This window comes from Lactococcus sp. LG1074, assembly GCF_017309525.1.
In the GTDB taxonomy this organism is placed as follows: Bacteria; Bacillota; Bacilli; order Lactobacillales; family Streptococcaceae; genus Lactococcus; species Lactococcus petauri.
Genome location: NZ_CP071293.1, coordinates 1,496,081 through 1,509,544 on the forward strand (window position 1 = coordinate 1,496,081; position 13,464 = coordinate 1,509,544).

Here is a 13,464-nt window from a genome sequence, read left to right on the forward strand (position 1 = left end):
CTATACTATAAAAGTGGACAGAAAATTGTGTGTTATAATCTGTCTATTAAGACACAAAAATGAAAGGACTTTTATGTCAGGTTTTAAACGTTACGACGAGGAATTTAAGCAATCTCTCGTTAATCTCTACCAAACAGGTAAAACTCAATCCGAACTCTGTAAAGACTATGGTGTCTCCCCTTCTGCACTTGCAAAATGGATCAAGCAGTACTCTCAAGTTCGTCTTGAAGATAATACGGTCTTGACTGCTAAACAGATTCAAGAATTACAAAAAAGGAATGCCCAACTCGAAGAAGAAAATCTTATCTTAAAAAAAGCAAGTGCCATATTCATGCAAAACTCCAAGTGAGATTAAAAGCAGTCTATAGACTCCGATTTGAACACACGACAGTTATGCTCTGTCGTGTTTTACATGTCAATCGTTCCACCTACTATAACTTCATAAACAAGAAGCCCTCAAAACGTGAAATAGAAAATCAACGCTTGAGAAAATTACTCCTTGAGATTTATATGAAAGCCAAGAAAAGAATTGGAACGAGAGCTTTTAAAATCATTCTCCTGCGTGATTATGGCGTTAATATTTCTGAGGGGCGTATCTTAAGACTTCTCAAGTCTATGACACTCCCTAAAATGTCAACGATTAAACCTAGAGTTAAATCAAAACACTCTCCTGCATTTTCTTCTGATAATCTCCTTAAACAAGAATTTAATCCTAAGTCCCCGAATCAAGTATGGACAACTGATTTCACTTATATTTCTATAGGACATAGACGGCATGTTTATCTCTGCGCCATCCTTGACCTCTACTCTAGAAAATGTATTGCTTGGAAAGTAAGTGACAGGATTGATGCTAAACTTGCCTGTGACACATTAGGGATGGCTATAAATAAGAGGAAGCCTAAGGAACCAATCATTTTTCATTCGGATCAAGGTAGCCAATTTAAATCAGCTTCCTTTAGAAAAATATTAGATGAGCATCAATTGCTTGCTTCTTACTCCAAACCTGGATATCCTTATGATAATGCTGTCACTGAGGCCTTTTTCAAGTACCTCAAACAACGGGAAATAAACAGAAGAACTTATCACTCCATTCAAGAAGTTCAACTCTCTTGCTTTGAATACATCGAACAGTTTTATAACAACTATAATCCTCATTCCGCAAACAATGGTTTAACTCCAAATCAGAAAGAAGAAAACTATTTTAAGAAAATATAGCTCATTTTGTGTCTAAATATTTGACATTAGTCCAAGTATAATAAGCGTTGTAATTTAAGACTTTAAATCCTGCATCTAAAAGTTCTTGAGCACTTGCTGTATATTTTCGACCCAAAGTTGCTCTCTCGTCCGTACTATTAATATCCCAACCACCAATCTGTGTCCAATAAGTGATTTGAATGTCTTTATTGTAGGCAGGAAGATCTGCTTTAGCCACACGATCATTCCACATTCTCGTAGTATAACCTTGACTCTTTAAAAAATTGTCTAAAGCATTCACGTAGTTCACTAAATTCATGTTTGATTCAACAGGCAACCAGTCAATCTCATCGACACCGATATGAAAATAGCGCTTTGCTTGTCCAGCAAAAAGTGGTGTGTATTCTGCCAAGATTTCTTGAACAAATTTGAGTGACTCAACCTTAGAGTAATCAATCAGATTAAACTGCTCTGGCGCTCCATCAGGTAGCTTAATGGCATCATATCGCTCAGGATCATTGACTTTCAAAAGGTCCAGAATAGCTTGCATGTGGGCAGGAGCCTCTACCTCTGGGATTAAAACAACATTTTTTGAGCGCGCGTAAGCAACCAAATCTACCAGCTCCTTTTTCGAAAGAAAAGGGCGATTGATTTGCGTGTTTATCCATTGTCCGTCTTGATAAATAGCGTTTTTTTCAGTCGTTTGTCCCACCGCAGACATCTCCACAGCCAAATTTTGGTTGTCGGTCATATGCAGCTGTAGAAAACTATTCGGATATTTACTCAAATCATCAATAAACTTTTTGATAACCTGACTCTTATAAAATTTACGTGAAATATCCAAAGTTATTCCTTTTTCTGCCATCACTGCTGGTGGCTTTTTATCTGCTTGAACCCCTGTCTGTTTTAACATCATCATTAAAAGCATAACGAGTACCATTAATCCCCATATTTTGAAGACTTTTCTTTGATTCATTCACCGCTCTCCTTTTTCATTATACAAAGATTATAACAAAATGAGAATAAAATAACAAAAAATACAATAAAAAAACCGTCCAAAGACGATTTTTATTATTTTGCTTTCAATGCGCTCAAAATTTGTGTACGCATATCTTCTATACCATCTGCACTGGCTGGAAGGAAAATTGTAGAATTCCCTGCTTCAGCAAATTGATTAAGCGTATCAAGATACTGGTTGGTTAAAAGAATGGACATAATCTGATCTTCTGTTAAACTTGCTCCAGTATTTTTAATTTCAATAATTTGTTGAGCGAGTCCGTCAACAATAGCTTTACGTTGTTCAGCAATACCTACACCACGCAAGCGATCTTTTTCGGCTTCGGCTTCAGCAGAAGTTACAATTTTTATTTTCTCAGCATTCGCAAGCATTTGCGATGCATCTTGCTTACGTTGAGCAGCATTAATTTCATTCATTGATTGCTTAACCTCGGCATCAGGTTCTACACGTGTAATCAATGTTTTCACAATAATATAACCGTAGGTTGTCATTTCCTCTGCAACTTGATGCTGTACTTCCAAAGCGATCTCGTCTTTTTTCTCGAAAACTTCGTCCAAAGTCAACTTAGGCACAGCAGATCGAAGCGCATCCTCAATGTAGGCTTGAATTTGCTCAGAAGGGTTCATCAGTTTATAGTAGGCATCTTTAATATTTTCTTCATTGACACGGTATTGCGTTGCGATATTCATGGTCACAAAAACATTATCTTTTGTTTTTGTTTCAACGGTCATTTCATTTTGCAAAAGACGCAGTTGAATCCGTGCCGCAACACGATCAATTCCCCAAGGTAATTTTACATGGAATCCGGCCGAAGAGGTCGTTTGATACTTCCCAAAACGTTCGATAATCGCAACCGTTTGTTGTTTAATCACATAAAACAATGTTCCTGCACTCGCCAAAATAATAATAATGACGAGCACGGTAATAATAAGTGAAACTGTTAACATAAAACTCTCCTTTCCTTTAATTATACTTTATTCTTTAGAATATTCCAATCAAAATCCTTTAGAAATGTACATATAACACTTATTTTGCTCTGCTTGATAGAGGAGAGGATGGATGTAACGAATTTTTTCAGCTTGAAGCACCAAATCCTCAAAATTATAGCCTGTCAAACGAATATAGTCATCATTTTCATCAGCAGTTGTCAAATCGGATAGTTCTTGTGCATCTGTGAATTGACCTTCAAAATTCGCCTTTCTCATAATGATATAATCGCCTTCTTGTTCCAAAACATAATGTGGAAAAATCTGTGCGACTTCATAAATGATTTGAGCCGTCATCTTCAGTGGAAACTCACTAAAGACAACCGCTTCTTCGTGCGCATTGCGGTAGCAAAAACCAAAAGATTTGCCGGATAGATTTAAGCGCATAAAGCGGAAATTTTCTGTTCCTTCTTTTCCTTCAAGATGAAAATTAGGCTGGGCTTGAAACATCTTCAGATCACGTGACAACTCAAAGAAATAGTCTGTGGCATCTTGGGGAGAACGTTTTTGATAAAGTTCTGCAAAATAAGCATTGATTACACTTGAAGGCGGAGTCACCAACAGCATTTTTTCCTTTTCATCGTCTAAATTTGCTAAACGATTTTCCAAAAAGACACGGTCTTGAGCCATGTAGCCTCCGTATTTCAAACCTAAATCAATATATTCCTTATTTTTCACTTTTTTCCTCCATATTTAAAAATTCTCTTGCACATATTATAGCATTTTCTGGATAATCTTCATCAAAAACATCGTAAAAATTGACATTCATCCGGTTGCGGAACCAAGTCAATTGACGTTTCGCATATCTTCGTGAATTTCTTTTTACAAGTTCCACTGCCTCTTCAAGTGAGAGTTCCCCTGAGAAATAAGGGAAAAACTCCTTATAGCCAATACCTTTTGCAGCTTGAACCTCGGGGTGATTTTCAAATAAAGCTTGTGCTTCTTCAAGTAAGCCCTGTTCTAACATATCGTCTACCCGGTGATTTATTCGATCATAGAGTATTGTTCTTTCTGCATTCAGACCGAGAAGACAAAACTCATAATCAGACGCTTGATTTTCGCCTGTACCAAAAGCTTCCAGCTCAAGAAAACGCATTGCCCTTCGCCGATTCAGCTCAGGAATATATTGGGAGACACGCGCAAATAACTCTTCATCAGAGAGTTTCTCTAAGCTTCGACGCAGTTCCATCATTGCCTCATGATTTTCTTGCCCTCCTAGGTGATAACCCTCAACAAGACTCTGGATATAAAGCCCCGTGCCACCGACAATAATCGGAAGCTTACCTCGAGAAATAATTTGATCTATGCAAGCGGTAGCTTCTTGAACAAAGTCAAAAGCAGAATAATTTTCATTTACATCCCGTACATCAATCAAATGATGCACTGCTGCGGATTGTTCTTCTGGGCTTGCCTTGGCTGTCCCGATATCCAGCCCACGATAGACTTGTTGCGAATCGCCTGAAATAATCTCACCATCAAAAACTTGAGCCAGCTGAATGCCCAAAGCTGTTTTACCTACAGCTGTTGGTCCGACCACGACTATTACCTTATTTTTCATATAATATTTTCTATTAATTTTCTTATCTTTCTTGTCCTGTGTACGAAGATATCTTCTTTTATTATAGCATTTTTCTACTTAGGAACTCTTTTACCATATAAAAATCCTCATCTTACACATGAGGATTTCATTTATTGTGTTGCATTGTAATAAACGTGTGAATTTTCAAGTTTGCCACGTGCTTGTATGAGTTGATTGACTGTTACAAATGTATAGCCTTGATTTTTTAGTTTTTGAATCACTCTTGCTGCCCCATCGACAGAGGTATCATAAATATCATGCATGAGGATAATAGAGCCATCATAAACTTCATTCATGACAACTTGTTCAATTTGATCCACATTTTTACTTTCCCAATCTAAAGAGTCTACACTCCACTGAATAATCGGGGTTTGTGCCATTTTATTGATTTGAGGCGTTGTAGCACCGTAAGGAGGCCGTAAGCCTTGAGGACGAATGCCCACTGTCTTTTGCATCAAATCTGAAGTTTTTTTGATTTCATCTTGTGCTTGTTTTGCAGGGAGTTGTGGCAGATTCTCGTGATTATACGTATGTGAGCCCACTTGATTTCCTAAAGCATGTTCTTTTTTAACTAATTCTGGATAGAGTTCCAGACGGTTTCCGAGTACGAAAAATGTCGCAGGAACATTTGCCTTCTTTAAAATGGAAAGCAAGCGTGGTGTGGTTTGTGGATCTGGTCCGTCATCAAAAGTTAAAGCCACTAATTTCTTATGTGCCAGCGCTTTACTTTGCACCTGTTGGGCAGAAGGAATTTTTATTTTCGAATGTTTCGCTTCTTCTTTTAAATCCCCCACTAAAATCTGTGGTTTGACAATCTCGCCTAACTCACTCAGTGGAACTGAAACTTTAGTATATAAGTTTGTACTACTGTTGACTTGACCCGGTCTCAAAAAGAAATCCAGACATTTATTATCCAAGATAAAAGCATTAAAATTTTTCTCCATCGGCTGCAATCCCGCACTTAATACCTGCTTGGCCCTCTGATTTGAATTCTCTTGGAGCTTCACCATTTTCTCATAAATATTTTGTGCGATACTGCTGAGATCATCCTTGTCCTTGAACAAATCAGAAAGCTGTAACTCTTTATTTTCTTTCAAATTGTAAGTTTTAGTGATGACTTGGTTTTCAGCTTGGACACGCGCATTGCTTTTGCGCATCACATTAAATTTGAAACTCACGATATCTGGGGAAAACTCATAAGTTTCAAAGGATTGAAACAATGAACCCTTCTCATCCGTATCCTTCTCTGGTGTACATTCTTTAAAAGAAGAAAGTTCATGATTGGAAAATTCTTCCAACTTTTGATTAATCACTTTATTTTTTGTCTTGGGATAATTCATCAAGATATGATAACCTTGGTCTTCCTGCTTCGTTTCAATTCCTACTTCTTTAGATGCTATGCTTCGAATATAAGTATTCACGGAAGTCTTCTTATTTTCTTTTTCTGTTTCTGTTGTTTTCACCAGTATGCTGGCTGCTCCGAAAACGATCGCAAGTGCTAGTATCGCACTTCCTGCTTTCAGCACGTTCTTCTTCATGATTGCCTCTTTTTCTCCTCTATATGTCTCTACTGTTAAGATAACAATAATTTTTGACACTTTCAAATATTTAGTATACTTTCTAGGAAAAGAAGCTTAAAATATTGGGTATAGAGCCCGACAAATGTTATAATAACTTTATAAGTTTATCAAAGTAACATAGGATGATTATGGACAATAAGGAGGAGAGCATGAATAAATATCTTAAGGGCTACCTAATAGGTAAAGCCATTGAAATTACAGTTGCCGGTACTGCGGTAATGGTTGCTAAACATAAGGGATTAATTGATGCGGAAATGCGTCCTACCTTTAAAGAAGACGCTTTTGCTGAAAGTCAAAAACGTGCAAAACGCAAACGACTTGCGCGCTAAAACATACTAAAATTACTTTTGGAGGTCTACCTATGAATAAAAATCTCATCACTGGTTTTGTTGCCGGTAACATTGTCACTCTTGCTGCTTTGTTCACTGCAGGCGCAATCTACAAAAAACGTGTTGTTGACCCGATTGAACACAAATGGGAGTTTGCCCAAGAAAGTCGTAAAAAAGCAAACCGTAAACGTATTGCTCATTAATTAAAAAAATGCGTGCTACTTACATGTAGAACGCATTTTTTATTTATCAAAATTCTCTTCTTGATCAAGCAAGCTGTCACTAAAAGCCGCAACATCTTTCCCTGTAACGTCAAGCACAGCTTGATTGCGTTTCACACCATCTTCAAAAATGGCAAGCAATTCTCCAAGAACCTGAAGATCAGAAACACCAATCTTAAAAAAATATCGCTGAATCTCCTTATAAACGATACCATAATCCTTTGGTAGTTTTTTCACAGCATTTTGAAGAGCGTACCACTCTTTTTTTTCTTCAATGATTTTCTTGAACTTCATTCTATTGTCTCCCTAATTTTTTTGCTACATTTCGATTAAGTTGCTCGCGGCATTTGTCTCGGTAGGATTTATTGGGGATGGGACGCCGTTGATCGAACAGCTCCGCAACAAAAGCTTCCTTATCCTCACCAATGACAGCTGAAACATCTTCATGATCAAATGCTGTTTCTTCAAAAAATTCAAGTAAGCTACTCATGATGGGGATAAGATTTCTCCCTGTCAAATCACTATATCTTTGGATTTCTTCATCAAGCTCCGCCCATATGCGTTGGAAACTCTCTGGCAGACCTTTCACTCTTTCTGCAAAATCTGCCCTCGCCACAGTCATATCTTTTCCTGTTATTCTCTCCCAAAAATTCATCATTTCTCCTTATTTCTTATCTCAGAAAGTTTTTCTGAGATAAAATCCCAACGCACCCAAAATGCTGCCAGTTCCTCTTCTCCTGCAGTATTCAACTTAAAAAATTTACGTGATGGACCTTTTTCTGAGGCTTTTTTTTCTGTCTCCAGTAAGTTTTGCCGTTCAAGCCGAGAAGTTATCGTATAAACTGTGCCTTCTGCTACATTAGTAAATCCTAATTCTTTTAATTGCTGTGTGATGGCATAACCATAGGTTTCCCCTTGGCTGATGATTTGTAAGACACAACCTTCTAAAACACCCTTGAGCATTTCCGTATTATTTTCCATTACCACTCCTAATATGTATTACTAAGTACATCTATATAGTAACACAGATTAGTGACGTAACAAAGTAAAATACTTTTTCTTATGCAATTTAAGCTTAATCATTTGATTTCTCATCTAATCGTGGTAGAATAGTAAAAATTATGAAAGAGGTTTTAGAGACTTGAAACAAGAAACAACTTTTGCTCACACTAAATTTGCCAATCCTTTTATGAATGCATCTGGTGTACATTGTATGACTATCGAGGATCTGCAAGAATTAGAAAAATCTGATGCAGGCGCTTATATCACTAAAAGCTGTACCTTGGAAAAGAGAGAAGGCAATCCTTCTCCGCGTTATGTCGACTTAGCTTTAGGAAGCATTAACTCTATGGGTCTTCCTAATCTAGGCTTCAACTATTACCTAGATTATGTTTTGGAAGTACAACAAAATCAAGATACACCAATCTTTTTCTCCATTGCTGGTATGAGTCCTGAAGAAAATCTTGAAATGCTGGATAGTATTCAAAAGAGCGCATTTTCAGGCATTACTGAGCTTAACCTCTCATGTCCAAACGTACCAGGTAAACCTCAATTAGCCTATGATTTCCAAGCAACAGAGCAACTGTTAGAAAAAGTATTTGCTTTCTTCAAAAAACCTTTGGGTGTTAAGCTTCCGCCATATTTTGACTTGGCACATTTCGATCAAATGGCTGATATTCTTAACAAGTTTCCCCTCACTTACGTCAACTCTGTCAACAGTGTCGGAAATGCCCTCTATATCGATACTGAAGAGGAGGCTGTTGTGATTAAACCTAAAAATGGTTTCGGCGGTCTTGGTGGTCAATACATCAAACCAACTGCTTTAGCCAATGTGCGTGCCTTCTACACACGTCTTAAACCAGAAATACAAATCATAGGAACAGGCGGTATCGAAACAGGTCAAGATGCTTTTAAACATCTTCTCTGCGGTGCAAGCATGCTCCAAATTGGGACAGCCCTCCACAAAGAAGGTCCAGAAATTTTCACAAGAATCCGTAGAGAACTTCAAGAAATCATGGACAAAAAAGGGTACCAATCTATTGACGAATTCCGTGGTAAACTCAAAAGTCTCTAAATATAAAAATTAAACTAAGGCAAAACCTTAGTTTTTCTTTCTCAATTTTTATAGGATACCCTATAAATAACTTGACTTTATTTAGCATGTACTGTAAAATGATATTTAAGACTTCATACAAGAAATTATTTTTTACTTTTTAGAATTCATGCCCTTCCATTTCACGCTAAGACAGAGCAGGAAGAAAACAAAATTTATAGAAAGAAATGTTAATCTACATACCTTTCACACTACCTTCAGTATGAAGCTTATTTTTATATACCCAAATTTTCAAAACTCAAATCACGCTATCGACACCAAACTAAATCTTGGGCGCCAACAGTAGCTCACTGTGAACTTTAAAAACAAGGGAAATAATGTTAAAAATTTCAAATTTATCCGTCGAATATAAAGGCAACCTTGCCTTAGAAAATATATCACTGCATATACCTAAAGGCTCCTGTACAGGAGTTATTGGTCCTAACGGTGCGGGGAAGTCAACTTTGATGAAAAGCATCTTAGAGATGATCCCAACCAAATCCGGTTCAGTTACCATCGATGAAACCCCACTCAAGACTTTCAAGAGAAAGATTGCCTATGTTGCACAACGTAGTGAAATTGATCTTAGCTTTCCAATCACGGTCTTTGATACCGTTTTGACAGGTACATATCCCAACTTAAAACTCTTTCAAAAGCCCCGTAAAAAAGAAAGACAAAAAGCGGAACATGCACTTCATAAACTTGGCTTGGACAATTTTAAAGAGCGCCAGTTAAGCGCTTTGTCTGGCGGGCAATTGCAACGTGTTTTCATCGCTCGTGCACTGGCCCAAGAAGCTGACTATTACTTTTTAGATGAACCTTTTGTGGGTATCGATATGATGAGCGAAAAAATCATCATTAATATACTTGAAGAGTTACGCCAGAATGGTAAAACGATTATCATTGTTCACCACAATCTTCATAATGTTAAAGCATATTTTGATTATCTGGTTATTCTTAATAAAAAACTTATTTGTGCTGATTATACTGCCCAATCTTTCACTAATGAAAATCTTCAAAGAGCGTACGGTGAAGTCTTAGGCGATATCATCATCAAGGAAAGCGAGGGCTAGTCTCAGTGGATATTTTATTTTTTCTTTCAGATGTAACAGGCCTTACTGTAACCATGCTGAGTGCTTTTATCGCTTCCATTTTATTAGGGATAATCTCCGGAATTTTAGGGAGTTTTATCGTCTTGAGACGTCTTTCTCTCATGGGTGATGCTTTATCTCACGCTGTCTTGCCTGGGGTTGCTGTCTCCTACATGCTAGGGATAAATGTTTTGATTGGCGCAACAGTATCTGGGATTTTAGGTGCCATTCTGATTCAATTTATCATCAAACATAGTAATTTGAAGACAGATGCTTCGATTGGTATTATCCTAAGTAGCTTCTTTGCTCTAGGAATCATATTAATCACAAAAGCTGAAAGTGGTGCAGACCTTAACCATATTCTTTTTGGAAATATCCTTGCCGTTACCCCACACGAACTTGTTCAGTCTTTCGTTTTATTGATTGCTGTTGTTCTGGTAGTCAAACTCTTCTTCAAGGAGCTACTTATTACTTCCTTTGATCCAACTATGTCTAAAGCTTATGGTTTAAACAATACTTTTTATCACTATTTATTGATGATTTTGCTGACACTTTTTACAATTTCTGCCTTGTCACAAGTCGGAATTGTTCTTGTGGTTGCCATGCTTATCATTCCTGCCTCTATTTCTTACCTCTGGGTAAATAAATTGCCACATATGATCGCGATGTCTTCTGCCTTAGGTGTATTATTTGGTATTTTGGGCGTTATTATCAGCTTCCAATACGATCTGCCTACAAGCGCAACCATTGTAATCGTTGGGGCACTTACCTTTGCCCTCTCCTTCTTCCTCAGCCCTCGCAACGGATTTATCCGCTATTCTAAGAAAGGACCTCAATCATGAACCGCAAACAGCTCTCTTTAATTGCCCTTTTAGCTTCACTTCTGTTACTTCTTACAGCATGCTCGCCTAAAAAAGAAGAAAGTATGGCATCTGATAAACTTAAGGTTGTAACCACCTACTCCATTATTGCCGATATTGCCGAAAATATCGGGAAGGACCATGTGGATGTTTATAGCATGGTCCCACGTGGCACTGATCCCCATCAGTACGATCCGAAACCCAATGACACTCAAGCAGTCGAAAAAGCCGACCTTGTCTTTTACAATGGCCTCAATTTGGAAACTGGAAAAGGTTGGTTTGATAAGCTGATTAAAAATAGTCGTAAAGAAGATTCAACCTTTATGGTTAGCCAAGGTGTTACTCCCATTCACTTAAGTGAAAAAGGCAAAGAAAGTGAAGAAGACCCGCATGCTTGGCTTAATATTCAAAACGGCATTATTTATGCCCAAAATATCGAAAAAGAACTTTCAAAGAAAGATCCTCAGCATAAAGAAGATTATCAAAAAAATCTCAAAGCATATACGGATAAGTTGCAACAGCTGGACACAGAAGCAAAAGCTAAGATTGCAACCATTCCGGAGGAAGACCGAATCTTGGTTACCAGTGAAGGTGCTTTTAAGTACTTCTCAAAACAATACGGTCTTACAGCTGAATATATCTGGGAAATCAATACAGACAACCAAGGTGCACCAGCCCAACTCAACCGTATCAACACGATTGTTAAAGATAAAAATGTAAAAGCACTCTTTGTGGAAACCAGCGTTTCACCAAAAACGATGGAATCTGTCTCTAGACAAACCGGTGTAAAAATCTACTCAAAAATCTTTACTGATTCACTTGCTGACGAAGGTCAGAAAGGTGACACCTATTACGATATGCTCAAATGGAATATTGATCATATCACTGATGGGTTAAGTAGTAAGTAATCACCATTTTCTTAAGGATATCAAAAAAACTACCAACTTCTTGGTAGTTTTTTTGATTAATCCTCTTATACATGAGCTTGAGCTCAGCAAGGTATTTCTTTTATTCTTCTGTATACCAATCGTAATGGAAGATTCCTTCCATGTCATTACGTTCGTATGTGTGGGCACCGAAGTAGTCACGTTGTGCTTGGATAAGGTTCGCTGGCAAGTTTGCTGAGCGGTAGCTATCATAGTAGCTGATTGCACTTGTGAACGTTGGTACTGGGATACCGGCTTGAACAGCAAGACTTACTACATCACGTACTGCTGCTTGGTAGCGTTTTGTAATATCGATGAAGTATTCATCCAAGAGAAGGTTTTCAAGGTTAGCATCTTTGTCAAAAGCATCTGTAATGTTTTGCAAGAATCCAGCACGGATGATACATCCTGCACGCCAGATTTGCGCGATTGTACCGTAAGGAAGATCCCAATCGTATTCTTTAGAAGCTTGGCGGAGTTGAGCAAAACCTTGGGCATAGCTCATAATTTTTGAGAAATAGAGCGCTTGACGGATTTTTTCCACAATTTCAGCTTTGTCACCTGAGAATTTCACTTCTGGACCTGATAAGATTGAGCTTGCTTTCACACGTTCATCTTTATAGGTTGAGATGAAACGTGCAAACACTGATTCAGTAATCAATGGTAATGGAACACCTAAATCGAGCGAACTTTGTGATGTCCATTTACCTGTTCCTTTATTTCCGGCCTTATCAAGGATTTTGTCCACGATATAACCGTCTGTACCTTGATCATCTTTACGTTTAAGGACTTCTTTTGTGATTTCGATAAGGTAGCTGTCTAATTCGCCTTCATTCCATTCTTCAAAGATAGATTGGATTTCAGCATTATCAAGACCAAGTACACGTTTCAAAAGATCATAAGATTCAGCAATGAGTTGCATGTCGCCATACTCGATACCATTGTGGACCATTTTTACATAGTGACCTGCACCATTAGGGCCCATATAAGCCACACATGGTTTGCCATCTTGAGGTGCTTTACCTGCGATTTGTTCAAAGATTGGTGCAATCAAATCATAAGCTTCTTTTTGTCCGCCAGGCATGATTGAAGGACCTTCAAGAGCACCCTTTTCACCACCTGAAACACCTGTACCAATAAAGTTAATACCTGAGTCTGCAAGCTCTGCATTACGACGCATTGTATCTGGGAAATGTGTATTTCCGCCATCAATCAAGATATCCCCTTTATCCAAATGTGGTAAAAGTGCTTGAATTGTCGCATCTGTTGCTGGACCTGCTTGTACCATAAGCATAATACGGCGTGGTTTTTCAATCGCAGCTACAAATTCTTCGATTGTTTTTGTCAAAACAAAATTTTTATCTGGATGTTCAGCTACAACTTCTTCTGTTTTTGCAGTCGTACGATTAAATAAGGCAACCGTATATCCACGTGATTCAACATTGAGGGCTAAGTTTTTACCCATTACGGCCATACCGACTACGCCAAAGTTAGCTTGAGTCATTGTAAATCCTCCGATTTTTTATTTTTGATAAAACTATTATAACGCAATTTCTTTACAAAAGCTCAAATAAACACTGTAACATTT

Annotated in this window: 15 protein-coding genes and 1 pseudogene; 7 read left to right on the forward strand and 9 right to left on the reverse strand. The window is 37.8% G+C overall.

The features are described 5' to 3' along the window. Positions 1–73 precede the first annotated feature (73 nt). Positions 74–1,231, forward strand: a pseudogene (locus J0J36_RS07395) (IS3 family transposase). Here J0J36_RS07395 and J0J36_RS07400 read toward each other — a convergent pair. From J0J36_RS07400 to J0J36_RS07420, 5 genes are all read right to left on the reverse strand, one after another. Further along, positions 1,217–2,170, reverse strand: a complete 954-nt coding sequence (locus J0J36_RS07400; protein ID WP_003134352.1) for a family 20 glycosylhydrolase — start codon at positions 2,168–2,170, stop codon at positions 1,217–1,219. The pseudogene J0J36_RS07395 and the gene J0J36_RS07400 sit on opposite strands and share 15 nt — an antisense overlap. A gap of 95 nt (positions 2,171–2,265) precedes the next feature. Then, positions 2,266–3,159, reverse strand: a complete 894-nt coding sequence (locus J0J36_RS07405) for an SPFH domain-containing protein (protein ID WP_003134350.1) — start codon at positions 3,157–3,159, stop codon at positions 2,266–2,268. 48 nt (positions 3,160–3,207) lie between these two features. Then, positions 3,208–3,876, reverse strand: a complete 669-nt coding sequence (locus J0J36_RS07410) for a hypothetical protein (RefSeq protein WP_153925289.1) — start codon at positions 3,874–3,876, stop codon at positions 3,208–3,210. Further along, the gene (gene miaA / locus J0J36_RS07415) at positions 3,866–4,756 is read right to left on the reverse strand and encodes a tRNA (adenosine(37)-N6)-dimethylallyltransferase MiaA (protein ID WP_019292817.1); all 891 of its coding nucleotides are present in this window, start codon (positions 4,754–4,756) and stop codon (positions 3,866–3,868) included. The genes J0J36_RS07410 and miaA overlap by 11 nt, the downstream gene beginning before the upstream one ends. Before the next feature lie 131 nt (positions 4,757–4,887). Then, positions 4,888–6,315 (reverse strand): polysaccharide deacetylase family protein, encoded by a 1,428-nt coding sequence (locus J0J36_RS07420; protein WP_153925539.1) that lies wholly within the window; start codon positions 6,313–6,315, stop codon positions 4,888–4,890. Between the two features lie 170 nt (positions 6,316–6,485). Between J0J36_RS07420 and J0J36_RS07425 the strand changes: the two genes are divergently transcribed. Further along, positions 6,486–6,686, forward strand: coding sequence for a DUF3042 family protein (locus J0J36_RS07425; protein WP_003134343.1), 201 nt, complete (start codon positions 6,486–6,488; stop codon positions 6,684–6,686). Positions 6,687–6,718: 32 nt separating this feature from the next. Beyond that, complete coding sequence (locus tag J0J36_RS07430) at positions 6,719–6,889, forward strand: DUF3042 family protein (RefSeq protein ID WP_014025228.1); 171 nt, start codon at positions 6,719–6,721, stop codon at positions 6,887–6,889. 39 nt (positions 6,890–6,928) lie between these two features. Here the strand turns inward: J0J36_RS07430 and J0J36_RS07435 are convergent, their stop codons facing one another. From J0J36_RS07435 to J0J36_RS07445, 3 genes are read right to left on the reverse strand one after another with little or no spacing between them, the layout of a single operon-like run. After that, on the reverse strand, positions 6,929–7,201 hold the full coding sequence (locus tag J0J36_RS07435; RefSeq protein ID WP_153925292.1) for a DUF1048 domain-containing protein: 273 nt from the start codon (positions 7,199–7,201) through the stop codon (positions 6,929–6,931). 1 nt (position 7,202) lies between these two features. Then, on the reverse strand, positions 7,203–7,562 hold the full coding sequence (locus J0J36_RS07440) for a DUF1048 domain-containing protein (RefSeq protein WP_153925542.1): 360 nt from the start codon (positions 7,560–7,562) through the stop codon (positions 7,203–7,205). Further along, the gene (locus J0J36_RS07445) at positions 7,562–7,888 is read right to left on the reverse strand and encodes a PadR family transcriptional regulator (protein WP_003134338.1); all 327 of its coding nucleotides are present in this window, start codon (positions 7,886–7,888) and stop codon (positions 7,562–7,564) included. Before J0J36_RS07445 ends, J0J36_RS07440 begins: the two co-directional genes overlap by 1 nt. Positions 7,889–8,048: 160 nt before the next feature. On the opposite strand from J0J36_RS07445, the gene J0J36_RS07450 reads away from it, so the two are divergent. The 4 genes from J0J36_RS07450 (at position 8,049) to J0J36_RS07465 (ending at position 11,858) form a co-directional block, all read left to right on the forward strand. Beyond that, a complete protein-coding gene (locus J0J36_RS07450) occupies positions 8,049–8,981 on the forward strand; it encodes a dihydroorotate oxidase (protein WP_003134335.1) in 933 nt (310 codons plus the stop codon). 356 nt (positions 8,982–9,337) lie between these two features. Next, positions 9,338–10,072, forward strand: a complete 735-nt coding sequence (locus J0J36_RS07455; RefSeq protein ID WP_003134333.1) for a metal ABC transporter ATP-binding protein — start codon at positions 9,338–9,340, stop codon at positions 10,070–10,072. 5 nt (positions 10,073–10,077) lie between these two features. Further along, the gene (locus tag J0J36_RS07460) at positions 10,078–10,932 is read left to right on the forward strand and encodes a metal ABC transporter permease (RefSeq protein WP_003134332.1); all 855 of its coding nucleotides are present in this window, start codon (positions 10,078–10,080) and stop codon (positions 10,930–10,932) included. Then, complete coding sequence (locus tag J0J36_RS07465) at positions 10,929–11,858, forward strand: metal ABC transporter substrate-binding protein (protein WP_153925295.1); 930 nt, start codon at positions 10,929–10,931, stop codon at positions 11,856–11,858. Before J0J36_RS07460 ends, J0J36_RS07465 begins: the two co-directional genes overlap by 4 nt. A gap of 100 nt (positions 11,859–11,958) precedes the next feature. On the opposite strand, the gene gndA is transcribed toward J0J36_RS07465, so the two are convergent. Then, positions 11,959–13,380 carry an NADP-dependent phosphogluconate dehydrogenase gene (gene gndA / locus J0J36_RS07470; protein WP_003134329.1) on the reverse strand — a complete coding sequence of 474 codons (1,422 nt, stop codon included), beginning with the start codon at positions 13,378–13,380 and terminating at the stop codon, positions 11,959–11,961. Between the last annotated feature and the right edge of the window lie 84 nt (positions 13,381–13,464).

Bases quoted from the DNA above. Each gene is read 5' to 3' on its own strand.
- miaA (WP_019292817.1), bottom strand. From the start codon at position 4,756: ATGAAAAATAAGGTAATAGTCGTGGTCGGACCAACAGCTGTAGGTAAA.
- J0J36_RS07435 (WP_153925292.1), bottom strand. From the start codon at position 7,201: ATGAAGTTCAAGAAAATCATTGAAGAAAAAAAAGAGTGGTACGCTCTT.
- J0J36_RS07455 (WP_003134333.1), top strand. From the start codon at position 9,338: ATGTTAAAAATTTCAAATTTATCCGTCGAATATAAAGGCAACCTTGCC.
- J0J36_RS07440 (WP_153925542.1), bottom strand. From the start codon at position 7,562: ATGAATTTTTGGGAGAGAATAACAGGAAAAGATATGACTGTGGCGAGG.
- J0J36_RS07445 (WP_003134338.1), bottom strand. From the start codon at position 7,888: ATGGAAAATAATACGGAAATGCTCAAGGGTGTTTTAGAAGGTTGTGTC.
- gndA (WP_003134329.1), bottom strand. From the start codon at position 13,380: ATGACTCAAGCTAACTTTGGCGTAGTCGGTATGGCCGTAATGGGTAAA.
- J0J36_RS07405 (WP_003134350.1), bottom strand. From the start codon at position 3,159: ATGTTAACAGTTTCACTTATTATTACCGTGCTCGTCATTATTATTATT.
- J0J36_RS07465 (WP_153925295.1), top strand. From the start codon at position 10,929: ATGAACCGCAAACAGCTCTCTTTAATTGCCCTTTTAGCTTCACTTCTG.
- J0J36_RS07430 (WP_014025228.1), top strand. From the start codon at position 6,719: ATGAATAAAAATCTCATCACTGGTTTTGTTGCCGGTAACATTGTCACT.
- J0J36_RS07400 (WP_003134352.1), bottom strand. From the start codon at position 2,170: ATGAATCAAAGAAAAGTCTTCAAAATATGGGGATTAATGGTACTCGTT.
- J0J36_RS07420 (WP_153925539.1), bottom strand. From the start codon at position 6,315: ATGAAGAAGAACGTGCTGAAAGCAGGAAGTGCGATACTAGCACTTGCG.
- J0J36_RS07425 (WP_003134343.1), top strand. From the start codon at position 6,486: ATGGACAATAAGGAGGAGAGCATGAATAAATATCTTAAGGGCTACCTA.